Annotated in this window: 23 protein-coding genes; 14 read left to right on the forward strand and 9 right to left on the reverse strand. The window is 64.3% G+C overall.

The window, feature by feature from the left end:
* Nucleotides 1-285: 285 nt before the first annotated feature.
* The 4 genes from greA to ACV1FX_RS28595 form a co-directional block, all read right to left on the reverse strand.
* Complete coding sequence (gene greA, locus ACV1FX_RS28580) at nt 286-768, reverse strand: transcription elongation factor GreA (RefSeq protein ID WP_473120898.1); 483 nt, start codon at nt 766-768, stop codon at nt 286-288.
* Nucleotides 769-831: 63 nt separating this feature from the next.
* Nucleotides 832-1,236: a hypothetical protein gene (locus ACV1FX_RS28585; RefSeq protein WP_473120899.1), complete on the reverse strand. Its 405-nt coding sequence runs from the start codon at nt 1,234-1,236 to the stop codon at nt 832-834.
* A 232-nt stretch (nt 1,237-1,468) separates the two neighbouring features.
* A complete protein-coding gene (locus ACV1FX_RS28590; RefSeq protein ID WP_473120900.1) occupies nt 1,469-1,987 on the reverse strand; it encodes a hypothetical protein in 519 nt (172 codons plus the stop codon).
* A gap of 33 nt (nt 1,988-2,020) precedes the next feature.
* Nucleotides 2,021-3,568 (reverse strand): acetolactate synthase large subunit, encoded by a 1,548-nt coding sequence (locus ACV1FX_RS28595; RefSeq protein WP_473120901.1) that lies wholly within the window; start codon nt 3,566-3,568, stop codon nt 2,021-2,023.
* Nucleotides 3,569-3,826: 258 nt separating this feature from the next.
* On the opposite strand from ACV1FX_RS28595, the gene ACV1FX_RS28600 reads away from it, so the two are divergent.
* The 6 genes from ACV1FX_RS28600 to ACV1FX_RS28625 all read left to right on the forward strand — a co-directional run bounded on the left by ACV1FX_RS28600 (nt 3,827) and on the right by ACV1FX_RS28625 (nt 9,157).
* A complete protein-coding gene (locus ACV1FX_RS28600) occupies nt 3,827-4,402 on the forward strand; it encodes a L,D-transpeptidase (protein WP_473120902.1) in 576 nt (191 codons plus the stop codon).
* Between the two features lie 202 nt (nt 4,403-4,604).
* A complete protein-coding gene (locus ACV1FX_RS28605; RefSeq protein ID WP_473120973.1) occupies nt 4,605-5,423 on the forward strand; it encodes a DUF2927 domain-containing protein in 819 nt (272 codons plus the stop codon).
* 134 nt (nt 5,424-5,557) lie between these two features.
* Complete coding sequence (locus ACV1FX_RS28610) at nt 5,558-5,929, forward strand: cupin domain-containing protein (protein ID WP_473120903.1); 372 nt, start codon at nt 5,558-5,560, stop codon at nt 5,927-5,929.
* Nucleotides 5,930-6,091: 162 nt separating this feature from the next.
* Entirely contained in the window at nt 6,092-8,272 is a 2,181-nt protein-coding gene (locus ACV1FX_RS28615; protein WP_473120904.1) for an alkaline phosphatase family protein, read from the forward strand.
* A gap of 232 nt (nt 8,273-8,504) precedes the next feature.
* Complete coding sequence (locus ACV1FX_RS28620; RefSeq protein WP_473120905.1) at nt 8,505-8,861, forward strand: hypothetical protein; 357 nt, start codon at nt 8,505-8,507, stop codon at nt 8,859-8,861.
* Nucleotides 8,862-8,899: 38 nt separating this feature from the next.
* A complete protein-coding gene (locus ACV1FX_RS28625) occupies nt 8,900-9,157 on the forward strand; it encodes a DUF3551 domain-containing protein (protein WP_473120906.1) in 258 nt (85 codons plus the stop codon).
* 59 nt (nt 9,158-9,216) lie between these two features.
* Here the strand turns inward: ACV1FX_RS28625 and ACV1FX_RS28630 are convergent, their stop codons facing one another.
* Both ACV1FX_RS28630 and ACV1FX_RS28635 read right to left on the reverse strand, forming a co-directional pair.
* On the reverse strand, nt 9,217-10,341 hold the full coding sequence (locus ACV1FX_RS28630) for a M48 family metallopeptidase (RefSeq protein ID WP_473120907.1): 1,125 nt from the start codon (nt 10,339-10,341) through the stop codon (nt 9,217-9,219).
* 3 nt (nt 10,342-10,344) lie between these two features.
* On the reverse strand, nt 10,345-11,493 hold the full coding sequence (locus ACV1FX_RS28635; protein ID WP_473120908.1) for a DUF898 family protein: 1,149 nt from the start codon (nt 11,491-11,493) through the stop codon (nt 10,345-10,347).
* A 276-nt stretch (nt 11,494-11,769) separates the two neighbouring features.
* Here ACV1FX_RS28635 and ACV1FX_RS28640 point away from each other — a divergent pair, with 276 nt between their 5' ends.
* Nucleotides 11,770-13,035, forward strand: coding sequence for a cytochrome P450 (locus ACV1FX_RS28640; protein WP_473120909.1), 1,266 nt, complete (start codon nt 11,770-11,772; stop codon nt 13,033-13,035).
* 25 nt (nt 13,036-13,060) lie between these two features.
* Nucleotides 13,061-14,335 (forward strand): cytochrome P450, encoded by a 1,275-nt coding sequence (locus ACV1FX_RS28645; RefSeq protein ID WP_473120910.1) that lies wholly within the window; start codon nt 13,061-13,063, stop codon nt 14,333-14,335.
* Nucleotides 14,336-14,601: 266 nt separating this feature from the next.
* Here ACV1FX_RS28645 and ACV1FX_RS28650 read toward each other — a convergent pair whose 3' ends face one another.
* Nucleotides 14,602-15,522, reverse strand: coding sequence for a LysR substrate-binding domain-containing protein (locus tag ACV1FX_RS28650; RefSeq protein WP_473120911.1), 921 nt, complete (start codon nt 15,520-15,522; stop codon nt 14,602-14,604).
* Between the two features lie 125 nt (nt 15,523-15,647).
* Between ACV1FX_RS28650 and ACV1FX_RS28655 the strand changes: the two genes are divergently transcribed.
* The 4 genes from ACV1FX_RS28655 to mdlC all read left to right on the forward strand — a co-directional run bounded on the left by ACV1FX_RS28655 (nt 15,648) and on the right by mdlC (nt 20,591).
* A complete protein-coding gene (locus ACV1FX_RS28655; RefSeq protein WP_473120912.1) occupies nt 15,648-16,817 on the forward strand; it encodes an acyl-CoA dehydrogenase family protein in 1,170 nt (389 codons plus the stop codon).
* A 9-nt stretch (nt 16,818-16,826) separates the two neighbouring features.
* Nucleotides 16,827-17,930: a CaiB/BaiF CoA transferase family protein gene (locus tag ACV1FX_RS28660; RefSeq protein WP_473120913.1), complete on the forward strand. Its 1,104-nt coding sequence runs from the start codon at nt 16,827-16,829 to the stop codon at nt 17,928-17,930.
* A 15-nt stretch (nt 17,931-17,945) separates the two neighbouring features.
* The gene (locus ACV1FX_RS28665; protein ID WP_473120914.1) at nt 17,946-18,797 is read left to right on the forward strand and encodes an HTD2 family dehydratase; all 852 of its coding nucleotides are present in this window, start codon (nt 17,946-17,948) and stop codon (nt 18,795-18,797) included.
* Nucleotides 18,798-18,968: 171 nt separating this feature from the next.
* Complete coding sequence (mdlC, locus tag ACV1FX_RS28670; RefSeq protein ID WP_473120915.1) at nt 18,969-20,591, forward strand: benzoylformate decarboxylase; 1,623 nt, start codon at nt 18,969-18,971, stop codon at nt 20,589-20,591.
* Between the two features lie 91 nt (nt 20,592-20,682).
* Here mdlC and ACV1FX_RS28675 read toward each other — a convergent pair whose 3' ends face one another.
* Nucleotides 20,683-21,477: an SDR family oxidoreductase gene (locus ACV1FX_RS28675; RefSeq protein WP_473120916.1), complete on the reverse strand. Its 795-nt coding sequence runs from the start codon at nt 21,475-21,477 to the stop codon at nt 20,683-20,685.
* 41 nt (nt 21,478-21,518) lie between these two features.
* Nucleotides 21,519-22,214 (reverse strand): PAQR family membrane homeostasis protein TrhA, encoded by a 696-nt coding sequence (gene trhA, locus ACV1FX_RS28680; RefSeq protein WP_473120917.1) that lies wholly within the window; start codon nt 22,212-22,214, stop codon nt 21,519-21,521.
* 184 nt (nt 22,215-22,398) lie between these two features.
* On the opposite strand from trhA, the gene ACV1FX_RS28685 reads away from it, so the two are divergent.
* Nucleotides 22,399-23,868 (forward strand): YcjX family GTP-binding protein, encoded by a 1,470-nt coding sequence (locus ACV1FX_RS28685; RefSeq protein WP_473120918.1) that lies wholly within the window; start codon nt 22,399-22,401, stop codon nt 23,866-23,868.
* Nucleotides 23,865-24,893 (forward strand): YcjF family protein, encoded by a 1,029-nt coding sequence (locus ACV1FX_RS28690; RefSeq protein ID WP_473120919.1) that lies wholly within the window; start codon nt 23,865-23,867, stop codon nt 24,891-24,893. The genes ACV1FX_RS28685 and ACV1FX_RS28690 overlap by 4 nt, the downstream gene beginning before the upstream one ends.
* Nucleotides 24,894-24,983 lie beyond the last annotated feature (90 nt).

Genomic DNA, 24,983 nt, shown 5'->3' on the forward strand with positions numbered 1-24,983 from the left:
TTTTGCCGCAGATGATCGAATGGGCGTGCCTGAACTCGGCATCTATCAAAGGCCCATCGATGCAATTGGCTCGATGAGCAGATCGTCAGCCGCGGAAGATCGGACGCCCCGCCCGGAGTCGAATTCGGTTACGTCAAACGCGATTGTAGAATGCGACAACAGTCCGACAATGAGCCGTTCGCCGAGTGACAAATGATTTTGGATTTGTTGCAGACCGTAACAGTCTTGGCTTTTTGATTTCGGGGCACGCGGCGGGTCCGCAAAAGTCCGCCGCCGCACACGCCCCTACGCGATCGACAGAATCTCGATCTCGTGATTGCCCGCACCGACGACGTCTCCGACCGCCTTCCCGATCAGCGATTTCGCGACCGGAGCTACGAACGAGATCGACCCAGCCTTCGGATCGGCTTCATCTTCGCCAACGATGCGATAGGTCTGCACGCGGCCGTCGGCCCGGCTGAACGTCACCGTGCTGCCAAAGGCGACCGTCTCGGTCGACGCCGGATCGGGGACCAGTTGGGCCGTGCGCAGCCTTTCCGCGAGGTAGCGGACGTCGCGCAAGGGGACCGCCGACTGCCGGCGCTTTTCGTTGACATCTTCGATGCGCTGCGCGGCCTCATACGCCTCGCGCGCTTGCCGAAGCTGCAACTCCAGAGCCAGCAATCCCGATTGAGTCACCAGGTTGGGATGTGGCGAAATTGGACGATCCGGCAACAACGTCTCGGATGCGGTTTCGGCACTCTCTTCTTTGGTAAAAGCGACGCTCAATCCGGGTCCTCGTCGATGTTGAGATGCGGCGCAACGTGGCGTCGTCGCGCCGGCGAACTTACACTACTTCTTATCGAACGGGATGTATTTCTGATACTCCCTTGGCACCGAGCTGCGATAGCGCGAGGGAACCGTGCCGGTGTCGATCGAATGATCGATCTCCTGCTGCCGCGTCATCTGCTTCTTCTTGGCCGGCTTCTTCTCGGCAGTCTTCTTCGAATCCATTGATGGGGCCGCGGCCGTGGCAGTCGCGGCCGCCGGAGGGGGCGTTGTCGCCGGCGCGGTGGTTTGGGTCGTCGCGGCCGGCGCGGTCGTGGTTGCGGCAGGCGCAGGGGTCGTGGCTTGCGGTGGCGGCGCGGTTGCCGCAGGCGGTGCGGCAGTGCCGTCGGTGCCCTGAGCCACCGCAATCGGCATCTGCAACATGAGGGCGAATGCGGCACTCGCAGCGAGCAAATATGACCTTTGCATGAGAGCCTCCAAAATTCCCGATCAGAATGACGAAAGCCTAATCCCGCGCGACGAACGTGCGCAAGTCAGCGAACATCAGTCGAAAAGCGGGCGTGCACTGTGGTCAGCCTCACAGAACAGGCATTGCCGTACCGTCCAACCAGTTGTGATTGGATCGGTCAGACGAGCCAGTTCACCGCCTCTCCCGAAAGAGCTCGATCCAGGCAGCCCATCGTACTCGCTTCATTGCACGCTAGTGCGGAACACCGAGCCCGGTCTCCCGCAGCCGTTCGGCGAACCAGACGGTCTGCGTCCGATCGGGCACGCCGCCAACATAGACTTCCGCGGCTGTTACGTTCTCCCTCGCGAGCACGAGCAGAACGCCGATCTGATAGGCGAACCAAACATGGGGATCGGTGAGCGCCTTCAGCTTCTGCTGGTCGTGCTCGATCGCGGTGTGATTGCTCGCATTGCGGATTTCGATCGCGAGCAGATTGTTGGGTATCTCACGCTGATGCACGACGACATCAGGGTAGATCGATTTTCCCAGATGATCGTCGGTTGAGATGATCGTGCCGCGCGGCAGGTGCAGCGTGCGTTCGCCGAGGCGGTCGTAGTTGCAATCGACCGCCCAGCCGGAGAACTGCTTCTCCAGATAGACGGCGAAGCGGTGGGTGACCGCGCGCTCGCCGACATCCTTCTCGAACAGGAAATCTTCTCTGGCGTAGAAATCCCGGAGCGCCGCGATCACCTTGTTCAGCTCGGTCTGCATCGTGCCCCCAAAGCACTCTGTCCGGAGCTTACCTCACATCACGACTTCGATCAGCCGCGGTCCCGGCTCGGCGACGGCTTCAGCAAGCGCCTTGTTGAACTCCTCGGCGTTGGTGACGGCCCGGCCCGGCACGCCCATGCCCTTGGCCAGCGCCACGAAGTCGAGGGTCGGGCGATCGAGCCTGAGCATGTCGGTCGCACGCTGGCCGGGCTCGCCGGCGCCGACGCCGTCGAACTCGCCGCGCAGGATCTGGTAGATGCGGTTGGCGAACACGATGGTGACGATGTTCAGTCCTTCGCGGGCCTGCGTCCACAGCGACTGGATCGTGTACATCGCGCTGCCGTCGCCGACCATGCACATGACCTTGCGGTCAGGACAGGCGATCGCAGCACCGATCGAGAGCGGCGTCGAGAAGCCGATCGAGCCGCCCATGTTCTGGATCCAGTCGTGCGGTGCCGCCGCCGCCGTGGGCGGGAAGAAGCCGCGCCCGGTGGTCAGGGATTCATCGATCAGGATCGCATTCTCGGGGATCGCATAGGCAATCGCCTGCGCGATGGTGGTGAAATTGAGCGCGCCGGTCGGCTTGACCAGTTCCTGAAGCTGCTGCGGCTTGACGTCGTGCGAGGTGGCATGCACCGCGCCGGCAAGCGCTTCCAGCGCCGCGACCGAGTTTTCGCCCCACTCGGTCATGCGATGGACCTCGCAGCCCTCGGGCTTCAAGAGACTCGGCTTGTTCGGATAGGCGAAGAAGGCGACGGGATCGTTCGCCTCGACCAGGATGATGTGGCGGAAATCCTTCAGCAGGGGCAGTGCCTGATCGATCACATAAGGGATGCGGTCGATCGAGAAGCGGCCGCGGCCGCGCGCCATGCGCGGGCGGAAGGTCGGGCCCATCACCTGGCAGCCGGTCTTCCCCGCGATGCGCTGCGCCAGAGCCAGGCCCTGCTCGCTCAGTGCGCTGCCGACCATCAACAGCAGCGTGCGGCTGCCGTCATTGCGGAGGATCTTGGCGGCGGTGTCGACCGCCTGCGGCGAGTAGGACGGGCGCTGCTTCTCCGCTTGCACCTCGGCGATGCCGTCGGCCTCGTTCCAGGCGGTGTCGGCGGGCAGGATCAGGGTCGCGATCTGTGCCGGCGAGCTCTTGGCGGCGGCGATTGCCGCAGCGCCGTCGGCGGCGACCGACCTGGCGTCCGGCGAGGTCCGCACCCAGGACGACATCGGCCGCGCCAGGCCCTCGATGTCGGAGGTGAGCGGCGCGTTGTAGCCGATGTGGTAGCCGGCATGCTGGCCGACGATGTTGACGATGCCGGAATGCGCCTTCTTGGCATTGTGCAAGTTTGCAAGACCGTTGGCGAGGCCGGGGCCGAGGTGCAGCAGCGTCGAGGCGGGCGTGCCCTTCATGCGGTAATAGCCGTCGGCCGCACCCGTCACCACGCCCTCGAACAGGCCGAGCACGCAGCGCATGCCGGGAACACGGTCGAGCGCCGCGACAAAGTGCATCTCCGAGGTCCCGGGATTGGTGAAGCAGATGTCGACCCCGCCCTTGACCAGCGTCCGTACCAGGCTTTCCGCACCGTTCATCGTTTCAGCTCCCGCGGCCTCTTCTTCGGATCCGTATCGATCAACCATTGTTCGCCGTTTTCGTCAAAGCAATAGCAGACATTGCTGCCCTGCCGGAGGCGACGAGACTTCTTGGCTAACGCAGCTTTGCGATCCCGCCAGGCTTCCGCATTTGGCAATCATTAAGGATTGCGCCTGCTCACGCTGCCGTGGCTTGCGAAACGCCGGCAAATATGGCCTGTGGTCATCCATTGAAACGATTTTTTGCTGGGGGAAAGAATGAACCGGTTTTTTGCCGCATCGATCGCCGCCATCGCGGCCCTCACCATCAGCGCAGGCGGGGCGTCTGCGGCGGGGATGTTCGACTTCACCGGCACCAGCTCCACCGGCTTTCTCGGCGGCGGGGCGAGCCCGATCCCCCGCAGCACCGTCATGTATCCCACCAACTACGCCCCCGGCACGATCGTGATAAACACCGGCGAGCGCCGGCTCTACCTCGTGCTGGGAGGCGGCCAGGCGCTGCGCTATGGCATCGGCGTCGGCCGCGACGGTTTCCGCTGGGGCGGCGTGCATCGCATCAGCGCCAAGAAGGAGTGGCCGGACTGGACGCCGCCGGCGCAGATGATCGCCCGCCGGCCGGACCTGCCGCGCCACATGCGTGGCGGTATCGAGAACCCGCTCGGCGCCCGCGCGATGTATCTGGGCTCGACGCTCTACCGCATCCACGGCTCCAACGAGCCGGAAACGATCGGACAGGCGGTCTCCTCCGGCTGCTTCCGCATGACCAATGACGACGTGACCGACCTCTATGGCCGCGTCTCGGTCGGAACCACGGTGGTGGTGCTGAACAACTAGGGTCACTTCGTGGGCAGAGGTGCGAAGCGCCGTGCCCACCATTTCTCCATCATCTCGGGAAAAGAGGTGGGCACGCTTCCGCCTTCGCTCTTCGAGCTACGGCGGACAAGTCGCTTTTGCCCGCCCTGCGCAGTTGGAACCCGGGACCTGCGACCGCTGCGCTCTTGTGTGCGAGGTACGAATACGGCAGCGTTGCATGACGATGAACGCGTGTCGCCTGCTTTCTCCCTTTTGTCGCACCGCCCTTCTCGCGCTGGCGGTTTTGACCTGTGCCCGCGACGTCTGCACCAATGCTTCCGCCGGCGAGCTGCCGGCGATCGTCTCGCGCCAGCGCAGCGAGAAGAAGACCTTCACTGACGGCGAGATCGTCGACGGCTTCCTCAAGACCGCGTTCGGCGCCGAGTATCATCTCGCCGGCCGCGTCGACCGCATCCGCAAATTCGACGCGCCGGTGCGCGTCTTCGCCGAGAGCGACGGCCGCGCCGACCGCAAGGCGCAGCTCGCCAAGGTCGTCACCGACATTGCGAGGCGCGTGCAGCATCTGGACATCGCCATGACCGACGATGCCGAAGCCGCCAATGTCCGCGTCAAGCTGGTGCGCGACCGCGACCTCTATCGCACCATCTCGGTCTTCTATGGTGCGGAGAAGGCGCGCGAGATCCGGTCCTCGCTCGATCCCCAATGTCTCTCCGGCTTCCGCAAGAACGAGAACTTCGAGATCGAGCATTCCGACGTCATCCTGACGGTCGACAATGGCGACTTCGTCTTCCTCGACTGCGCCTATGAGGAGGTGCTGCAATCGCTCGGGCCGATCAACGACACCGCGAGCGTGCCCTGGACCATGTTCAACGACAATGTGTCGATGGGCTATTTCGACGTCTATGATCAGTACATCCTCAACCTGCTGTACGATCCGCGCATCAAGGCGGGCATGACCGTGCTGGAGGTCCGCAGCGTTCTGCCTGAGGTGCTCGTCGACGTGCGGGCCTGGGTGAAGCAGGTGAATAATCTGGCGGAGTGAGGCAGCGAACGCGCCGCACCCTTGTAACTCGAGCAGCGCAGTTCTGCTAAGATCGGCAGTGCGGTGACGGCGCAGTCGGGACCACGATCTGATTGAGGCGCGACGTCTCGATGCCTACAAGAAAAGGATGTCGGATGAGCGAGAGCAGCGGCGGGCAGGCAAACGCGCAACAAGCCGGCTTTGCGGGTGTCACACGCAGGGTTCTCGAACGCCTTGCATTGCCGGGGGACCAACGGGAACTCGTCGTGGTCGAGGTGACCTATCCGCCCGGCGGCGTCGCGCCGCTTCACCGCCATCCGGTCGGTGGCGTGGTCTTCATCGTCGAAGGCGTCGCTGAGTCGGCCTATGGCGACGATGAGCCGCGACAGTATCGAGCCGGCGAGACCTTGCAGGATCGCTCCGACAATCCCCACACCCTCTTTCGCAATTGTGATCCGGAGCGCCCGCTCCGCTTTCTGACCATCTACGCTCTTGAACCCGGGCGCTCCTACACAACGGATCCCTGAGATCGAGAAGTAGAATCACAAGCCGCCCTCCTCACGCGCTGTCGCCGAATTTTACGCGTGTCGCGCGAGCGTCACATGTGCGTCAGCCAATCGCGATAGTCGGTGCGTCCCTCCCGAGAAAACTCGCGCAAGTTGCGCCAGACATAAAGATGGGACGTCCACATGAAATCGAAAAGCTTTCTTTTCTCGATATCCGCGATGTCGCTCGCGGCGTCGCTGGCCGGCGTCACAACGACGGCGCGCGCCGATGAGCACGACCGCGATCGCGGCGGAGATCATCATGGCCGCAAAACCGGCCGGGTGGTGCTGATCTCGCTCGACGGCGCCAAGCCCGATTTCATCCAGAAATTCATCGAGGAAGGCGTGCTGCCCCGTGACGGCGGACTGGCGCGGCTGAGCCGCCATGGTGCGGTGGCCATACAGAACGTGACGGCATCGCCGTCGCTCACCGCGGTGTCGCACATCGCGATCGCGACCGGATCGACGGCCGTGCACAACGACATCCCGTCGAACACATTCGAGGCGGTCGTCGGGCCGATCACGTCGAGCCTGAGCGGCTTCGCAGCACCGATCGGCGGCTATCAGGAGAGCCCGCTCGGGCCTTCGCCGCAGCCGACGGCGCTGCCGCTGTGGGTGCAGCTGCGCCAGCAGGGCAAGAAGGTCGCCACCGCGACCTGGCCGGGTGGCGACGGCGCCGACATCTCGATCAACAATACGGTGGTGCAGCCGGCGAGCCCGACCCGCGTCACCAACTACACTGTGCCGTTCGGGGCGTTCGGCGGCATCGGGGCCCAGGGCTTCTCGCTCTCCAAGGCGGATTTCGCGCCGGACCCGACCGTCGCCACGGCGCTTCAGGCGGCCGGCCGGTTCTCGTACAGCCCGGTGCTGGCCACGTCAGCGCCGATCGAGATGTTCTCGTGCGCTTCGGCAGCGACCGCGACCTGCACAAGCGCGCCGACGCTCGACGTCAAATATGCGATCCGGACGGCGGCGATCGACACCAGCAATGACGGCAAGGTCAACTACGACACCCTGGTGTTCTTCGATACGACGCGCGGAATCACATCGGGACCGTTCCACGCGCCGTCGACCGGACCGGCCTATGCCAAGATCGGTGGCGAGAACGCGCCGTTCTTCTTCGAAGGCAGCGGAGCCAGGGTCGGCGCCGCCTACTTCGTCTCGCAGCTCGCGCCCGATCTCTCGATCGTGCGCTTCGCGCGCTACGGCGCCAACTACATCCCGCGCAATACACCGGTGCTGAACGACGTCGACGACATCAACAACAATATCGGCTTCTGGCGACCGCAGGCCGACTTCCGCATTCCGGAGCGGCTGAGCCCCGGCTTCACCAACTTTCCCGACGTCGAGATCGAAGCGATGTTCGAGGACATGGTGAAGACCTTCGTGCGCTACCAGGCCGATATCGGCGAGCGCGCGATCCTGAACCATCCCGACGCCGACTTGGTGATGGTCTATATCGAGCAGCCCGACGGCTCCGAGCATCAGTTCCTGCTCACCGACCCGCGCCAGGGGACCAACCCGAAGGATCCGAATTCGATCGGCGCCAACCAGGATCCGGACAAGGTCGCGCGCTATGCCTCGTACATCCGCTTCGCCTATCAGACGGCCGACCAGGCGGTGAAGAGAATCGCCGAGGCGGCGGACCGCGACAGCAACGTCATCGTGGTATCGGACCACGGTTTTGCGCCGTTCCACACCTCGGTGAGCATGCTCAACATCCTGCGCAATGCCGGCATCGATACCAGCAAGGTGGGAGTCCGCACCTCGGGCCCGGCGGCCAACATCTACGTCAACCTCCAGCAGCGCGAGTCGGGCGGCACGGTTGATCCCGCGGCCTACAATGCGCTGGTCGCGCAGATTACCGATGCGGTGAAGAACGCGGTCGATCCTAACCCGCGGTTCAACTACTCGCTTCAGGACGGTCGGATCTTCACGGTGGTCGAGAGCCGGCCGCTGCAATGCGAGGCGGCGACCGGACAGTGCACCAGCAAGACCATCGGCCAGGATTTCGGTGATGTGTTCGCGCTGATGGCTCCGGGCTACAACTTCGACGGCATCCAGAGCCCCGGCGTCGCCCGCCTTGGCGATGCGCCGTTCAATTCGGCCACGACCACGCTGTCGATGCCGAACTTCTATGGTGCCCATGGCCACGACCCCGAGCTGCCGGTGATGAGCGCGACCTTTATTGCTGCGGGCCCGCAGATCCGCAACGAGACGATCCGGCGCATGCACAATGTCGACGTGGCGCCGACTATCATGCATATCCTGGGAGTGAGACCCCATCACGTCGACGGCGAGGTGCTGCGCGATATCCTGCGCTGACAAGCCGGCGCCGACCTTCGGAATAATTCCCATGGGCGCCGACCAGCGCCCATGGGAGCGTCATGAAACTCGGCATTCGCGCAGCTCTTTCCCGCGTGTCCGATGCCGGGGCGAAGCCAAATCCATCACCTCTCCCGCAGGTTCTCCTGCGCCGCCCCTTGATTCAAATCAAGAGCTGTTGGCGCGCTCGGATTCTAAATTCTGAAAACCCAGGAGTCTCGGGAGGTCGGCCATGCGGTTTTCTATCCTGGCACTGGCTACACTGGGCCTGATGCCGGTTTCGGCTCTCGCAGCCGACTGCCGGGTCACCGGCTCGCCATCCAGCTTCGGCGTCGACATGACGGCCTACTTCGCCGTGAGGTCGGGCGAAACATGCAAATTCCCAATCAGAATACCGGGCATGATGAAGAGCTCGGGCATTTCGCAGAAACCTGAGCGCGGGGCGCTGAGGCAACTCAACGTCACGACCTTTACCTACACGGCTCCACGCGGCTACAAGGGCAACGATACCTTTGCCATCTACGGCACGGGGGAAGGTCCGTATGGCTCGGGAAGATCGGTCATCACGGTGAATGCAACGATCCAGTAAGGGCGACATCCCGTCGAAAGCCTGAAAAGAGTCGCGACATGCGTATGCTTCATTTGCTGATCTTGGCGGGCGCGGCGATGCTTGCGACCACTCCGGCCACGGCGCAACGCTACGACCCGCGCTACCCCGTGTGCCTGCAGTCGTGGCATGTGCGCGGCACCACCATCATCGACTGCAGCTATGTTTCGATCGAACAGTGCCGCACGACGGCCGCGGGACTTGCGGCCATGTGCCTGGAGAACCCGTACTGGCAGGGAGCGCCGATGCGTGGTCCGCGGCGGCAGGGCCGCGGTTAGTAGGCCGCGATAATGATCGGCCGGTAGGGCCCGCGAAACCCATGGTTCCACGCCAGCGCTCAGACCTTCCCCGTTCCACCGCAGATGCCCTTCAGCGCTCCCCACTCCTGCGCGCTCAGGAGCGGCTCGCCGCTGGCGGGACGGTCCTCTTTGGTCATGCGGGCAAGGCGATCTTCGGTCAGCGGGTGGCTGGCGAGGATCGTAAAGCCGCTTCCGCCTTCCTTGCCTGTGATACGGAACATCAGTTCGGCGGCGGGTTTGGGCGAGCGGCCGAGCGCGTGCATCACGTCGATCGCAAATGTGTCTGCGGCCGTCTCGGCCTCGCGCGAATAGGAGGCTTCGACCACGCTGCGCGAGGCGAAGATCACGGCGCTTGAACCAGTGACATCGCCAAACAAGAGCCCGATCAGGAACGAGGTGCCGCCGTTGTAGATGAGGCCGCGCATGTTGTCGTGGTGCTTGAGATGACCGAGCTCGTGCGCGAGCACGCCGGCGAGTTCGTCGACATTCTCGGCCTTGTTGAGCAGCCCGTTCAGGAGATAGACCTTGCCGCCGGGCAACGCGAAGGCGTTGGGCGCCCCGGTCGGCAACACTGCAGATTTCACGGTGTCGTCGAGGCCGGCAGCGTCGCGCAGGCGCTTCATGAGCTTGGCGAAGGCCGCCTGCCCGTTCGGGTTGTCGCACACGCGGCCACCGAACACGGCCTTGACCTGCACCTCGGCGGCATCGCCAATCCGCCGTTCCAGCGGCTCCGGTACCAGCGGTGCAAGCCGGTCGGCCGCGAGCGGCACGCCGAACAGGACGACCGCGACGATCGAGACCGCCGCGGCCAGCGACCAGCCGACGATCTTTGCAACGCCGCGGCGACCCGCCTGGTGCTCGTCGAGCCGCAGGCAGCGCGCGGCGATCTCGCGCCCGAGCGGCGCCTCGCGAAGCTCGAGCCGCGCCAGAGGCGGCGCGGAGGTGCACGACAGGCGCAGGATACCTGGAGGGCTATCGGCGCGCCGGATGTCGTCATAGGACCAGTGCGTAGTCAGCGGTCCTTCGTCGCCGTCCTCGCGGATCTCAAGCCGCTCACTGAAGCTCAGCGTGACCTTGCGGCGGCGGCTCGACGCGCCGTCAAAATAGATCGTCGATTTCGCGGCGGCGCTCGCAGCCTCGGTCTGTCCGGTGATCTCGCTCACGACCTAGAAGCCCGCGACGTCAAGCCCGTCGGCGAAGCCCTCGCCGAGCGCACTGGCAAGTCCGCCACGCGAGCGTACGTTCGCGGCCGCCGCAATACCATGCACATCTGTCGATTCCAGCGCTTTGACCCAGAGATCCCGCTGGAGATAGATGCGCATGATGACGTTTACTGCAAGAGCCAGAGCCAGATAGCCGAGCACGGCCATCACCAGAAGCGGGATGTTGCGCGCAAATCCGTCGGGCCCAAGCGGCACGCCGGTTGCCGCGACGACGATCCCGGCGCATCCGGCCATATAGAGGCCGAACAGGACAGACAGCAGCAGCCACCATCCGATCACCTTCCAGTAGAGGCCGTAGAAAGCATCATGCGGCAGGTCCGAGGAGAGACTCACGCTGCCGATGCGAATGCCCGACAGCCACCACCGCCATTCACGCGCCTTGAACTCGGCATAGAAGATCGGCGCGAGCGGGAAGATCACGATTGCGATTGGGCTCAGCAGCCACAGCCGCCAGCCGCGCTTGAAGAACTGCCAGCCGGTCCCTTCGAAATCCCCGGAAAGGTCGCCGTAATGGGTGTGACGCATCTTGTAGCGTTCGAGCGAGGCCTCACGCCACGGCAGGGCAAGACCGAGCGTCAGGAGCACGAGCAAGCCCCAGAGCATGGCGCGGAGCGAATAGGCCCAGCCAGATCCGTCCATCCAGAAGCGCACGCCACGCCACACCGTCCGCGTCAGACGGTAGCGCCGCGCGCGGAAAATCGCGAACTGGCCAAAGGCGTAGAAGGCGATAAACAGCGGCGTTGAGGCAAAGCTCTGCCAGCGTTCGAACTCGGTGCCGATGAGGAAATAGGCGAGATAGATCGGCACCAGGATCGCCAGCGCAAACAGGAAGCCGATCAGGAGCTCCTTGGCCCGGCCGGTATATTCGGCAGCGTCGCCATCGACCGAGGTGTTAGACCAGAGATGCCGGCGGACGTCCGTGACGAGCCAGAAGCGGTAGAAGCCGAAGGTGACGAGCTCGAGCGCTGCGCCCCTGGTGACTATCCGGTGAAACTCGCTGCGGTCGCCGGTGAAGTTGATCTGCGCCGGCGGCAATGGCGGCGGCGAAGCCGGGCTGGGCGGGCCGATCGGGGCCCATTGCAAGTCATTCATAAATCAACCTTTAAGTGCGAATCCGATTAGAGCAAACTATCGGCGGTTGGTCGATCCCCGGCACGAGCCGGTTCGAGCGGGACCTTCGCTGAGGCGATTTCGTCGGCAATTTCCGTTTCCTCAGCGTGCGCCAGATCACGCTCGTCGGCGCGCTCACAAATCCGGATATGGCAAAACTCGCCCTTGCCCCGACGCACGCAACGGGTTGTAATTGCAGGGCAAATACCGCAGCGCAGAATTCAACAAAAACGCGCGCGGCTAAAAAGGGAGCCGGTCATGCATGGGACCATCGAGAGCACAGTCACGCGCGAGGGCTTGCATGAGCGCGCCGCATCGCTGCCGCTGGAGCAGTTCGATCCCGGCGATCCCGAACTGTTCAGGACCGATGCGCTCTGGCCGTATTTCGATCGCCTGCGCCGCGAAGACCCCGTGCACTATTGCAAGGACTCGATGTTCGGCCCGTACTGGTCGGTGACGAGGTACAACGACATCATGGAGATCGAGACCAACCATTCGGTGTTCTCCTCGGCAGCTTCCCTCGGCGGGATCACCATCCGCGACATCGATCCCGATTTGCGCCGCGAGAGCTTCATTGCCATGGACCCGCCCCGTCATGCGGCCCAGCGCAAGACCGTGGCGCCGATGTTCACCCCGACACATCTGGACGAGCTCGCGCTCAACATCCGCAAGCGCTCGGCCGAGTGCCTGGACAATCTGCCACGCGGTGAGCAGTTCGACTGGGTCGACCGCGTCTCGATCGAGCTCACCACCCAGATGCTCGCGGTGCTCTTCGACTTCCCCTGGGAAGACCGTCGCAAGCTGACACGCTGGTCGGATGTCGCGACCACCATTCCCGGCTCCGGCGGCCTCGTCGCTACCGAGGATCAGCGGCAGGCCGAACTCCTGGAATGCGCGACCTATTTTTCGCGGCTGTGGAAGGAGCGCATCGCGCAGCCGCCGAAGAGCGATCTGCTCTCGATGCTGGCGCATGGCGCGGCGACGCGCGACATGGACGCCAAGAACTTCTTGGGCAACCTGATCCTGCTGATCGTCGGCGGCAACGACACCACGCGCAACACCATGTCCGGCTCGATCTACGCGCTGAGCCAGCATCCGGAGCAATACCGCAAGCTGCGGGAGAATCCCGCGCTGCTGGACAGTTTCGTGCCCGAGGTGATCCGCTGGCAGACGCCACTCCACCATATGCGCCGCACCGCGCTTGCCGATTTCGAGTTTCGCGGCAAGCAAATCAAGAAGGGTGACAAGGTCGTGATGTGGTACGTCTCGGGCAACCGCGACGAGGAGGCGATCGAAAAGCCCTACGAATTCATCATTGACCGCGTCCGGCCGCGCACTCATCTCTCCTTCGGCTTCGGCATCCACCGTTGCGTCGGCCTCAGGCTTGCAGAGCTGCAACTGAAGATCATCTGGGAAGAGATTTTGAAGCGCTTCGATCATATCGACGTAATCGGCGAACCCAAGCGGGTATATTCGAGTTTCGTGAAGGGGTACGAGACGCTCCCGGTCAGGATTGCGGCGTGATTCGCGAAAACTGGAGTAACCAGCCATGAACGTCCAAACTCCGGTCAGGACCGACAAGGCCGAACGCATGCGCCGGGCGCGCGAGGAGGCCTATGCGACGCCATTGAAGGATTACCACCCAGGCGCTCCGCGGCTGTTCCAGGATGACACGCTGTGGCCATGGTTTGAGCGGCTACGCAAGGAAGAGCCAGTGCATTACTGCACCAACGCACCGATCGAGCCCTACTGGTCGGTGGTGAAATACAATGACATCATGCATGTCGACACCAATCACGGCATCTTCTCGTCCGACTCGACGCTCGGCGGCATCGCGATTCGCGACGTGCCGGCCGGTTACGACTGGCCGAGCTTCATCGCGATGGATCAGCCCACGCATTCGGCACAGCGCAAGACGGTGTCGCCGATGTTCACACCGACGCATCTGGACGAGCTGGCAAAGCTGATCCGACAGCGCTCGCAGACCGTGCTGGATAACCTGCCGCGCAACGAGACCTTCAATTTCGTCGAGCGCGTGTCGATCGAGCTAACGACGCAGATGCTGGCCACTCTCTTCGACTTCCCCTGGGAGGAGCGGCGCAAGTTGACGCGCTGGTCGGATGTCTCTACCGCGCTGCCCAAGAGCGGTATCGTCGCATCCGCCGAGGAGCGGCGGAAGGAGATGGACGAATGCTACGCCTACATGTCCAGGCTGTGGAACGAGCGCGTCAATTCCGCCCCGCGCAACGACCTGCTGTCGCTGATGGCCCATAATGACGCCACGCGCTTCATGGACCCCGACAACCTCATGGGCAACATCATTCTGCTCATCGTCGGCGGCAACGATACCACGCGCAACACGATGACCGGCTCTGTGCTGGCGCTGAACGAGAACCCCGAGCAGTACGACAAGCTTCGCGCCAATCCGGCGCTGATCGATTCCATGGTGCCTGAGGTGATCCGCTGGCAGACCCCGCTCGCGCATATGCGGCGCACCGCGCTGCAGGATACCGAGATCGGCGGCAAGGAGATCAAGAAGGGCGACCGCGTCGTCATGTGGTATGTCTCCGGCAATCGCGACGAGGAGATGTTCGAGAGGCCGAACGACTTCATCATCGACCGGCCGCGGCCGCGCACGCATCTGTCCTTCGGCTTCGGCATCCACCGCTGCGTCGGCATGCGGCTCGCCGAGCTTCAGCTGAGGATCGTCTGGGAGGAAATGCTGCAGCGCTTCGATCGCATCGAGGTAGTCGGCGAGCCCCGACGGATCTATTCGAGCTTCATCAAGGGCTACGAGACGCTGCCGGTGAGGATTCCGGGGTAGCGTGCGTGAGGAGTGGCAAGCCCTGTCATGCCTCGCGAAAGCGGGACATCCAGTGCGCCGCGACCATCGAATAAGCCACTCCCGTTTCGGAGTACTGGCGCCCGATCAAGCCGGGCGATGACGGTGGGGATGACGCGCTGCGCTCGCAATGACTGCGCGGATGGACCGGCGCGTTATAAAAATCTGGCATAACTGCTCGCGCCAGATGGGATGAGAGCAGCTCGGCTCATTGCCCTAGGACATTGCTGTGACCAGCGTCGACCGGCTCAGGCAAGCCTGATGTCCCAGATGCCGTCCTTGCGGCAGGCTGCCACTTCCTCGCGCAGGAGCGCGGTGACGGCAACGGTTGCCGTCGACGCCGGGCGGTCGATCGGAGAGGCAACAATGAGCTCGCGCGTCATCGGCTTCGAGACACTGGCGGTTTCCAGCCGCCCGTCCGCGACCTCAGCTTGCACTGACGAGGGCGGCAGGAGGGCGAAGCCGAGGCCCTCCTCGACGAGGCTCGTCAGCACGCGGAACGAATCCGCCTCGAGCTGGACGTTGAGCTTGATCTTGCGCTGCGCGGCCGCGTGCTCGATCAGCGCCCGGAGGCCGTGCGAATGACTGGGCAGCACCAGCCGCTGCCTGAGCAGCCAGCCGATCTCGACGCTCTTCTTGCGGGCGAGCCCGCAGCCAAGCGGGCCGACCGCAACGATGTTGTCGCGCCCCAGGCTCTGCACCGTGAGGTGCAGATCAGCCGAGCGGCCGTAGAGGATCGCAAGATCCATCTCGCCGCGATGCAGCCATTCGACGAGATGGCCACTGTAGCTCTCGACGATGCGCAGCGTGATGCCCGGATAGGTCTCGACGCAGCGGCGAGCGAAGCGCGCCGACAGCACACAGCTCACGGTCGGAACCAGGCCGAGCACGACGTGGCCCGAGAGCGGGCCCTGTGCCGACTGGATGTCGTCGCGGATCTGGTCGATCTGGCGGACGATGCCGGAGGTGCGCGCGAGCAGCAGGCGACCGGCCTCGGTCAGCACCATGCCGCGGCCATTGCGGGTGAACAACTCGGTGCGCAGCTCGTGTTCCAGAAGCTTGATCTGCCGGCTCAGTGCCGGCTGCGCGACCCGCAGGGTATCGCTCGCCTTGGAGAGGCTGCCGAGCTCGGCCACGCAACTGAAGGTCCTGAGCTGACGGAAATCCATGCTTGCCAATCTTTGAACGCTACTCCATACGCTATAGCAAATGAGCATAGGGGGTTGGCGCTGTCCAGACAACGCCGGAGGATCGTCCTGCGTTATCCTCTCGAACGAACCCAACGGGAAACGCCATGACCCAACAAGAACAACACAACGACGATCACGCGGATATCCGCGAAGCCGTCGCAAAGCTCTGCGCGCAGTTTCCCGGCGAATACTGGCGCAAGCTCGATCGCGAGATGGCCTATCCAAAAGCCTTCGTCGATGCGCTCACCGAGGCGGGTTACCTCTCGGTGCTGATCCCCGAGGAATATGGCGGCGCAGGGCTGAAGTTGTCGGCGGCGGCCGCGATCCTCGAGGAGATCCAGCGCGCCGGCTGCAACGGCGGCGGCTGCCACGCCCAGATGTACACCATGGGCACGGTGCTCCGACACGGCAGCGACGCGCAGAAGGCCAAGTATCTGCCGAAAGTCGCGACCGGCGAATTGCGCCTGCAAGCCTTCGGGGTCACCGAGCCGACCAGCGGCACCGACACCTCTTCGCTCAAGACGTTCGCCCGCCGCGAGGGTGACCACTACATCGTCAACGGCCAGAAAATCTGGACCAGCCGCGCCGAGCATTCCGACCTGATGATTTTGCTCGCGCGCACCACGCCGAAAGAAAAGGCCAAGAAGCGCACCGACGGGCTCTCGGTGTTCATCGTCGACATGCGCGAGGCCAGGGGCAAGGGCCTCGAAATCCGCCCGATCCGCACCATGATGAATCACGCCACCACCGAAGTGTTCTTTGCGGACATGAAAGTGCCCGCGGAAAACCTGATCGGTGAGGAAGGCAAGGGTTTTCGCTACATCCTCTCCGGCATGAATGCCGAGCGTATCCTCATCGCGGCCGAATGCGTCGGCGATGCGAAGTGGTTCATCGCAAAGGCTTCGAACTACGCCAAGGAGCGCGCCGTGTTTGGCCGGCCGATCGGCCAGAACCAGGGCATCCAGTTCCCGATCGCCAAGGCTTACGCCTCGATGCGCGCGGCTGAATTGATGGTGAAGGAGGCGACACGCAAATACGAGGCCGGGCTCGACTGCGGCGCGGAGGCCAATATGGCAAAAATGCTGGCCGCGGATGCGTCCTGGGAAGCGGCGAACGCCTGCATCCAGACCCATGGCGGCTTCGGCTTCGCCGAGGAATACGATGTCGAGCGAAAATTCCGCGAGACGCGGCTCTATCAGGTCGCGCCGATCTCGACCAACCTCGTGCTGTCCTTCATCGCCGAGCATGTGCTCGGCATGCCCCGCTCATACTGAGGTCGCGCCATGGGAGCACTTGACGGGATCAGGGTGATTGCGGTCGAGCAGGCGGTCGCGGCGCCGTTCTGCTCGTCGCGCCTCGCGGATGCCGGCGCCGAGGTGATCAAGATCGAGCGTCCCGAGGGCGATTTCGCCCGCGGCTATGACGCAGCGGCCAAGGGCCAGAGCAGCTACTTCGTCTGGCTCAACCGCGGCAAGCAATCGGCGGTAGCTGACCTGTCGACCAAGGAAGGGCGCGCGGAGCTTGAAAAGCTGATCGCGAGCGCCGACGTGCTGATCCAGAACCTCAAGCCCGGCTCGATGGACAAGCTCGGCTTTTCGCGCGAGCGATTGCTGCGCGACCATCCGAAGCTGATCTCCTGCACCATCACAGGCTATGGCGACGAGGGCCCCTATGCGCATCGCAAGGCCTATGATCTCCTGATCCAGGCCGAAAGCGGACTTGCATCGATCACCGGCAATCCCGACGGCGCCTCGCGCGTCGGCGTATCCATCGTTGATGTCGCGACCGGCGCGACCGCGCATGCCGCAATCCTGGAAGCGCTGATCGCACGAGGACGCACGGGTAAGGGCGCCGACATCCGCATCTCCATGTTCGACGTGATGGCGGACTGGCTCACCGTGCCACTGCTCAATGCCGAAGCCGGCAATCCGCCGAAGCGCATGGGTCTGCGTCATCCCTCGATCGCGCCTTACGGCGTGTTCACCTCAAAAGACGGCAAGGACATTCTGATCTCGATCCAGAGCGAGCGCGAATGGAAGACGCTGTGCGCCGAGGTGCTGGACCAGCCTGCGCTACCGAGCGATCCCCGCGTCGCCAATATGGTCGAGCGCGTGCGCAACCGCGACTTCACCGACAAGACGGTCGCAGACAGTTTCGAGAAGATGACTCGCGATGAATTGTTGAAACGGCTGTCGGATGCCGACATCGCGTTTGCCGAGGTCAACACCATGGCCGATCTCTCCACTCATCCACATTTGAGGCGCATCGAGGTCGACACGCCGAACGGCCGCGTCAGCTATCCCGCGCCGGCGCCGATCATCGTCGGCGAGACGCGCGGCTACGGCGCTGTGCCCGCCATTGGTGAACGGCCCGGCCAGGAGAAGTAACAAGCGCGAGGCGTCATGACCGAGAAGCTCGACATCGATCATTTGCGGCAATGGATCGGCCGCACCCAGGAGGCGACCGACACAGTCACCGCGCAGCTCGTCAAGGGCCTGCGCGCGACCCTGTTCCAGGAGGTCGGCGAGCCCAGAAAGGGCGACGCCGCACCGTTCACGGCGCATTGGTGCCTGGCGCAACCGGTGTCTCCGATGTCGATGCTCGGCCCCGACGGTCATCCCAGCCGCGGTGGCTTCCTGCCGCCGGTGCCGCTGCCGCGCCGGATGTGGGCCGGCGGCGAGATCGAGTTCGTCGACGCACTTCGCGTCGGCGATGACGCGACCCGGACTTCGCGCATCGCCGACGTCACGGTCAAGACCGGCTCGACCGGCACGCTGTGCTTCGTCGCGGTCGAGCACACCATCACCTCGCCACGCGGCGTCGCCATTCGCGAGCGGCAGGACATCGTCTATCGCGAAGTGACGAGCAGTCAGCCTGCGACGGCCAAGGCTCCGCCCCAGCCGCCCAAGGCGCAGCATCGCGAGACGCATGTCTCCGATCCCGTGCTGCTGTTCCGCTACTCCGCGCTGACCTTCAACGGACACCGCATCCATTACGACCGCGACTACGTCACCAAGGTCGAGGGCTATCCGGGCCTGATCTTCCATGGGCCGCTTCAGGCGGCGCTGATTATCGAAATGGCGGCGAAGCTGCGGGGCGGCAAGGCGCCGAAGAAGTTTTCATATCGCGGCTTGCAGCCACTGTTTGAAGGCACGGAGTTCTCGGTCAACGCGAATGAGACCGAAGCTGGCCTGGAGCTGTGGACGGCGAACGCGGAGGCTCAGCCGACGATGAAGGGGACGGCAGTGTGGTGATACACTCTCCTCGTCATTACGAGGAGCCACCCGGTCCCGCCTTCGGCGGGCCGGATGACAAGCTCCGCGACGCTGCAATCCAGACTGTTAACGTGGTGGCAGTCTGGATTGCTTCGCTTCGCTCGCAATGACGGCGGTGGCAGCTTCAATAAACAACAAGGGACGGAAACAATGTCAAAGAACGGAAAAACCGGCAGCGAATCCGTCTCCGTCAAGCAGGCAACATTCGACTTGTTGCGCGGCTTCGGCATCAAGCGCGTGTTCGGCAATCCGGGATCGACGGAGCTGCCGTTCCTGAGCGACTGGCCCGACGACATCGACTATGTGCTGGCGCTTCAGGAAGCTTCCGCCGTAGGCATGGCTGACGGCTATGCGCAGGCCACACGCAATGCCGGCTTCATCAATCTGCATTCAGCCGCCGGCGTCGGCAACGCACTCGGCAACATCTACACCGCCCATCGCAACCAGACGCCGCTCGTCATCACCGCAGGCCAGCAGGCGCGCTCGATCCTGCCGTTGCAGGCGTTCCTCTACGCCGAGCGCGCATCGGAATTCCCGCGGCCTTACGTCAAATACAGCGTCGAGCCGGCGCGCGCCGAGGATGTCCCGGCCGCGATCGCGCGCGCCTATCACACCGCGATGCAGCCGCCTTGCGGCCCGACCTTCGTCTCGATTCCGATCGACGACTGGACGCATGCGGCGACGCCGGCCGAAGCACGCAAGGTCAGCCGAGAACTCGGACCCGAGCCCGAGGCGATGAAGGCGCTGGTCACCGCGCTCACCGCGAGCAAGCACCCTGCCCTCGTCGTCGGCCCCGGCATCGACCGTGCCGGTGCCGTCGATCTCATGGTGCGCGTAGCAGAGAAAGCAAAGGCCAGCGTCTGGGTCAGCCCGTTCTCGGCGCGCTGCTCCTTCCCGGAGCGCCATCCGCAATTCGCAGGCTTTCTGCATGCCTCGCCGGGCCAGCTCTCGGATGCTCTGAGCGTACACGATCTCGTCGTCGTAATCGGCGCCCCGGTGTTCACGTTCCATGTCGAGGGGCACGCCTCGATCTTCGACGGCGGAACGATCATTTTCCAGATCACCGACGATCCGGATGCCGCCGCGGTGGCGCCGGTCGGCGCCAGCATCGTCGCGACCATGAAGCCGGCGCTGAATGCGCTGCTCGACCTGCTGCCGGAAAGCAAGCGCGCGACGCCGATGGGCCGCACCCTGCCGCCAGCGCCGAAACCGGCAGATCCGCTGCCGGTCGAGTTCCTGCTGCATTCGCTGTCCGAAGCGATGCCGGAGGGCGCTTCGCTGGTCGAGGAAGTGCCGTCGCACCGGCCGGCGATGCAAAAGTTCATGCCGATGCGCGGCCAGGACAGTTTTTACACGATGTCGAGCGGCGGCCTCGGCTATTCGCTGCCCGCCTCCGTCGGCATGGCCATGGGCAAGCCGAACAGCCGCACGGTGTGCCTGATCGGCGACGGCTCGGCGATGTATTCGTTTCAGGCGCTGTGGACCGCTGCACAGCGCAAGCTGCCGCTGACCGTCGTCATCATCAACAATTCAGGCTACGGCGCGATGCGCTCCTTCAGCCAGGTCATGCAAGTGCGCAACGTGCCAGGGCTGGAATTACCCGGCATCGATTTCGTCAAGCTCGCCGAAGGCATGGGCTGCGACGCAGTGCGGGTGACGAAGGCAGCGGAGCTTGGCGAGGCGCTAAAGCGGGGACTGAGCGCAAAGGGCACGAGTCTCGTCGAGGTCATCGTCGATTCCGCCGTGCCGCTGCTGTACGCGCAGAAGAGCTAACCAGCGTCATTCCGGGGCGGTCCGCAGGACCGAACCCGGAATCTCGAGATTCCGGGGTCGATGCTTCGCATCGCCCTGGAATGACCTCCGGTCACTTCCCGAAATCTTCCCGCATCTTCGCCTGGATCTTGGCCATGCCACCGATCCAGCGGTCGTAGTTCTCGGTCTTGTTGCGCATGTAGCTGAGCACCTGCGCGTGCGGCAGGATCAGGAAGGTTTCCTGCTCGATGCCGTTGAGCGCATCCTTCGCGACCTGCTCGGGCGAGAGGTCGCCGTCGCCACTTTGCGGGCCCTTGGGGATCCCCCGCAGCATGTTGGTGTCGACGCCCTGCGGGCACAGGATCGACACCCTGATGTTGTGCGCCTTGTGCGAGATCGCGAGGTTTTCGGCGAAGCCGACCGCGGCATGTTTCGTCGTCGAATAAGCGGGGCTGCCGACCTGCGAGAGCAGGCCCGCGGCCGAGATGGTGTTGAGGAAATAGCCGCCGCCGCGGGCCTTCATGCGCGGGACAAGGTGCCGCGCCGCGTAGACGTGGGCCATGACGTGGATCGCCCAGCTCCGCTGCCAGGGCTCATCCGATGAGCCGCCGGCGTTCACTGATAAGGGATCGAAGCCGCCGCCGATGCCCGCATTGGAGCAGAACAGCTCGATCGGGCCGAACTGGCGCTCCGTCTCTTCGATGACGTGGGCGATCTCCTTTTCCTGGGCGACGTCGCATTTGAAGGCTGCACCGTTCACGGTCGCCGCCACCGCTCGCGCGCCGGCGGCCTCCATATCTGCGACCACGACCTTGGCCGCACCCGCTCGATGAAACACCTCGCACAGCGCCTTGCCGATGCCATTGGCGCCGCCGGTGACGACCACGACCTTGCCGGCCACCTGCATCCGACGTCTCCTCTTATGCCACTATACCGCTTCCATCACGCTCAGCTCAGGACGAGATCGAGCACCGCGGTATAATGGCACGCCGCGCCGGCCAACACAAAGCCATGCCAGATCGCGTTCTGGAAACGCAGGCGCCGCCAGGCGTGGAAGATCACCCCGAAGGAATAGAGCGCGCCGCCCGCGACCACGAACCACAGCGCCATGGTCGGCAGCGCCTTGACCACGGCGTCGTAGAGCATCAGGCCGCTCCAGCCCATGGCGAGGTAAATACCGACCGCGACGCGATCGAACCGGCCGGGCCAGCCGAGCTTGAGCACGATGCCGAGGATCGCCACGCACCAGACACCGAAAAGCAGCGCCAGCGCGAAGGTACTGTCTTTCAGTTCCAGGATGAACGGCGTGTAGGTCGCGGCAATCAGGAGATAGATCGCCGAGTGATCGAAACGTCGCAATATCCATTTGGCCGGCGACACCGGCCACAGATTATAGGTCGCCGACAGCACCAGCATCGAAAGCAGGCCGGCGACATAGACAGAGACGCCGATGATGTCGACCGTGCTGGCATTGACCACCGCCAGCACCACCAGAACGGTCGCCGCGACGATGCCCGTCAGCACGCCGATGGCGTGAATGACGCCGTCGGCGATCAACTCGGCACGGTCGTAGTCCCAGCCGATGACGTCGGCTGCGGCATGGACGGAGGTGGACGCAAGTTGTTTCAATCTGAAGACGGTCATGGCAGCTCGAAGGCGACGCTGTGGCACTCTTATGTGGGTCTTTCGTGGTCGGCATGGCGTTCAAAGGCTGGTTCACCCGAAAAACGCGGTGGAAGTATGAAGCTTGATTTTCCTCAGGCAGTTGCCACCTTTGTGACTAGTCCAATTTGCGTACTCCGCCGCCACGAGATCTCTCGCCTCCCCCATGGCATTCAGCTTCCAGGATATGGTCGAAGAGGCGCGCTTGTCGGCCCGCGCGCTGCTCGACTATGGCGAGCACTTCTTCAACCCCACTGTCCGGCTCGGCGTCACCGGCCTGTCGCGGGCCGGTAAAACCGTGTTCATCACCGCGCTGATCCATGGGCTGACGCGCGGCGGCCGCTTTCCCGTATTCGAGGCTTTTGCCTCCGGCCGCATCGCACGTGCAAAACTCGCGCCGCAACCCGACGATGCCGTGCCGCGCTTCGACTATGAAAACCATCTGCGTGCGCTGACCGAGGACCGGCGCTGGCCCAACTCCACCGTCGACATCTCAGAGCTCCGCCTCGTCATCGACTACCAGCGCCAGAACGGCGCTGATCGCACCCTGACGCTCGACATCGTCGACTATCCCGGCGAGTGGCTGCTCGACCTGCCGCTGCTGCAAAAGAGCTACGATCAATGGTCGGCGGAGAGCCTTGCGCTGTCGCGCGCGGCGCCGCGGGCGCATCTGGCGGCCGACTGGCACGCGCATCTGGCAACCCTCAAGCCCGAGGCTGCCGAGGACGAGCAGGCGACGCTGATCTCGGCTAGGCTGTTCACCGAATATCTTCGCGCCTGCCGCGACGAGCGCTTTGCCATGAGCCTGCTGCCGCCCGGCCGCTTTTTGATGCCCGGCAATCTCGCCGGCTCGCCGGCGCTGACCTTTGCGCCGCTCGATCTGCCCACGGGCGGACAGGCACCGGAGGGCTCGCTCTGGGCGATGATGGCGCGTCGCTACGAGGCCTACAAGGACATCGTGGTGCGCCCCTTCTTCCGCGACCACTTTGCCCGGCTCGACCGCCAGATCGTGCTGGCCGATGCGCTCGCCGCATTCAACTCCGGCCCTGAGGCGCTGCACGACCTCGAAGCAGCGCTCGCCGGCATTCTCGACTGCTTCCGGATCGGACGCAGCACCTTCATCTCCAGCCTGTTCCGCCCACGCATCGACCGCATCCTGTTCGCGGCGACCAAGGCCGATCATTTGCATCATTCCAGTCACGACCGCCTCGAGGCCGTGTTGCGGCGCGCAGTCTCGCGCGCTGTCGCGCGTGCTGAGAGCACCGGTGCCGAAATCGACGTGGTGGCGCTCGCTGCCGTCCGCGCGACGCGAGAGGCGCAGGTTGCGAGCGGCCGCGACAGATTGCCGTCCATCCTCGGCACGCCCGCGGCCGGCGAAAGCGCCGGCGGCGAGTTCTTCGACGGCAATACGGAGGTGGCGACCTTCCCGGGCGATCTTCCGGCCGATCCCGAAGCGCTGTTCAACGGCGCCGAGTCCTTCCGCGGGCTTTCGACCGCTGCTGCCGAGACGAGCGACTTCCGCTTCCTGCGCTTCCGCCCGCCAAAGCTCGAGCGCGAGGGCGCCGAGGAGCCGGCGCTGCCTCACATCCGCCTTGACCGTGCCTTGCAGTTCCTGATCGGAGACAGGTTGGAATGAACGAGCGACACCAGCAGCGGCGGCCCGCGACGTTCCGGCTGGACGACCCCGGCGTCGTCGTGACGGAATCCGACGAGCCCGCACGGCTCAGCCGCAGTACGATCCAGATCACGCCCGAACCTGATCCTTTGGCGCTGCCCGTGCCGATCGAGACGCCGGTCCCTGTCCGGCGCGGCTTCCCTTGGGGCACGCTGTTCTGGTCCGGCCTTGCCGGCCTGACACTGCTCGGGGTCGGACTTGGCGGCGTACATCTGATCGAGGATCTCTTTGCGCGCAGCGAGAGCCTCGGCATCGTCGGCCTCGCTCTCGCCTTCGTCACCACGCTCGCGCTCGCCGTGGTGGTCGGGCGCGAGGCGTTCGGCCTCGTCCGTCTTGCGACCATCGAAAAGCTGCATCAACGCGCGGCCAGCGTGCTTGCCAGCGACAACCGCGCCGAGAGCCGCGTCATCGTGCAGGATCTCCTGCGCATCGCGCATCAAAACCCGCAGCTCGCGCGCGCCCGCGCCACGCTGCAAAACCACGCCGGCGAGATCATCGACGGCGCCGACATGATCCGCCTCGCCGAGCGCGAACTGATGACGCCGCTGGATGCGGAAGCCCGGCGCCTGGTGTCGTCGGCCGCACAGCGCGTGTCGATCGTCACCGCGGTGAGCCCTCGCGCGCTGATCGACGTGCTGTTCGTGTTCGTGGCCTCGCTGCGCCTGATCCGCCAGCTCGCCCGGCTCTATGGCGGCCGCCCCGGTGCACTCGGCATGATCCGGCTCTTGCGCCACGTCATCGCCCATCTCGCCATCACCGGCGGCATGGCCGCAAGCGACAGCCTGGTGCAGCAGATGCTCGGCCATGGGATTGCAGCAAAACTGTCGCAGCGGCTGGGTGAAGGCGTGCTCAACGGATTGCTGACGGCGCGGCTCGGGCTCGCCGCCATCGACGTCACGCGCCCGCTGCCGTTCGCGGCGCTGCCGCAGCCGAAGCTGTCGGATCTTGCGACGGATCTGCTGCGGAAGAAGGACGACGAGGAGTAACGTTCGCGCCACGCGCACATTCGCGGGAACAACCCCTCATCCAGCGCTTCTGTGTGGATCGAGGGTCATGCGCGCTTCCACGTGACAGAC

This window comes from Bradyrhizobium ingae, assembly GCF_055791185.1.

Excerpts from the sequence above, each read along its gene's own strand:
- ACV1FX_RS28585 (WP_473120899.1), bottom strand. The coding sequence starts at position 1,236 with ATGCAAAGGTCATATTTGCTCGCTGCGAGTGCCGCATTCGCCCTCATG.
- ACV1FX_RS28590 (WP_473120900.1), bottom strand. The coding sequence starts at position 1,987 with ATGCAGACCGAGCTGAACAAGGTGATCGCGGCGCTCCGGGATTTCTAC.
- ACV1FX_RS28595 (WP_473120901.1), bottom strand. The coding sequence starts at position 3,568 with ATGAACGGTGCGGAAAGCCTGGTACGGACGCTGGTCAAGGGCGGGGTC.
- ACV1FX_RS28600 (WP_473120902.1), top strand. The coding sequence starts at position 3,827 with ATGAACCGGTTTTTTGCCGCATCGATCGCCGCCATCGCGGCCCTCACC.
- ACV1FX_RS28605 (WP_473120973.1), top strand. The coding sequence starts at position 4,605 with ATGAACGCGTGTCGCCTGCTTTCTCCCTTTTGTCGCACCGCCCTTCTC.
- ACV1FX_RS28610 (WP_473120903.1), top strand. The coding sequence starts at position 5,558 with ATGAGCGAGAGCAGCGGCGGGCAGGCAAACGCGCAACAAGCCGGCTTT.
- ACV1FX_RS28615 (WP_473120904.1), top strand. The coding sequence starts at position 6,092 with ATGAAATCGAAAAGCTTTCTTTTCTCGATATCCGCGATGTCGCTCGCG.
- ACV1FX_RS28620 (WP_473120905.1), top strand. The coding sequence starts at position 8,505 with ATGCGGTTTTCTATCCTGGCACTGGCTACACTGGGCCTGATGCCGGTT.
- ACV1FX_RS28625 (WP_473120906.1), top strand. The coding sequence starts at position 8,900 with ATGCGTATGCTTCATTTGCTGATCTTGGCGGGCGCGGCGATGCTTGCG.
- ACV1FX_RS28635 (WP_473120908.1), bottom strand. The coding sequence starts at position 11,493 with ATGAATGACTTGCAATGGGCCCCGATCGGCCCGCCCAGCCCGGCTTCG.
- ACV1FX_RS28640 (WP_473120909.1), top strand. The coding sequence starts at position 11,770 with ATGCATGGGACCATCGAGAGCACAGTCACGCGCGAGGGCTTGCATGAG.
- ACV1FX_RS28645 (WP_473120910.1), top strand. The coding sequence starts at position 13,061 with ATGAACGTCCAAACTCCGGTCAGGACCGACAAGGCCGAACGCATGCGC.
- ACV1FX_RS28650 (WP_473120911.1), bottom strand. The coding sequence starts at position 15,522 with ATGGATTTCCGTCAGCTCAGGACCTTCAGTTGCGTGGCCGAGCTCGGC.
- ACV1FX_RS28655 (WP_473120912.1), top strand. The coding sequence starts at position 15,648 with ATGACCCAACAAGAACAACACAACGACGATCACGCGGATATCCGCGAA.
- ACV1FX_RS28660 (WP_473120913.1), top strand. The coding sequence starts at position 16,827 with ATGGGAGCACTTGACGGGATCAGGGTGATTGCGGTCGAGCAGGCGGTC.
- ACV1FX_RS28665 (WP_473120914.1), top strand. The coding sequence starts at position 17,946 with ATGACCGAGAAGCTCGACATCGATCATTTGCGGCAATGGATCGGCCGC.
- mdlC (WP_473120915.1), top strand. The coding sequence starts at position 18,969 with ATGTCAAAGAACGGAAAAACCGGCAGCGAATCCGTCTCCGTCAAGCAG.
- ACV1FX_RS28675 (WP_473120916.1), bottom strand. The coding sequence starts at position 21,477 with ATGCAGGTGGCCGGCAAGGTCGTGGTCGTCACCGGCGGCGCCAATGGC.
- trhA (WP_473120917.1), bottom strand. The coding sequence starts at position 22,214 with ATGACCGTCTTCAGATTGAAACAACTTGCGTCCACCTCCGTCCATGCC.
- ACV1FX_RS28685 (WP_473120918.1), top strand. The coding sequence starts at position 22,399 with ATGGCATTCAGCTTCCAGGATATGGTCGAAGAGGCGCGCTTGTCGGCC.
- ACV1FX_RS28690 (WP_473120919.1), top strand. The coding sequence starts at position 23,865 with ATGAACGAGCGACACCAGCAGCGGCGGCCCGCGACGTTCCGGCTGGAC.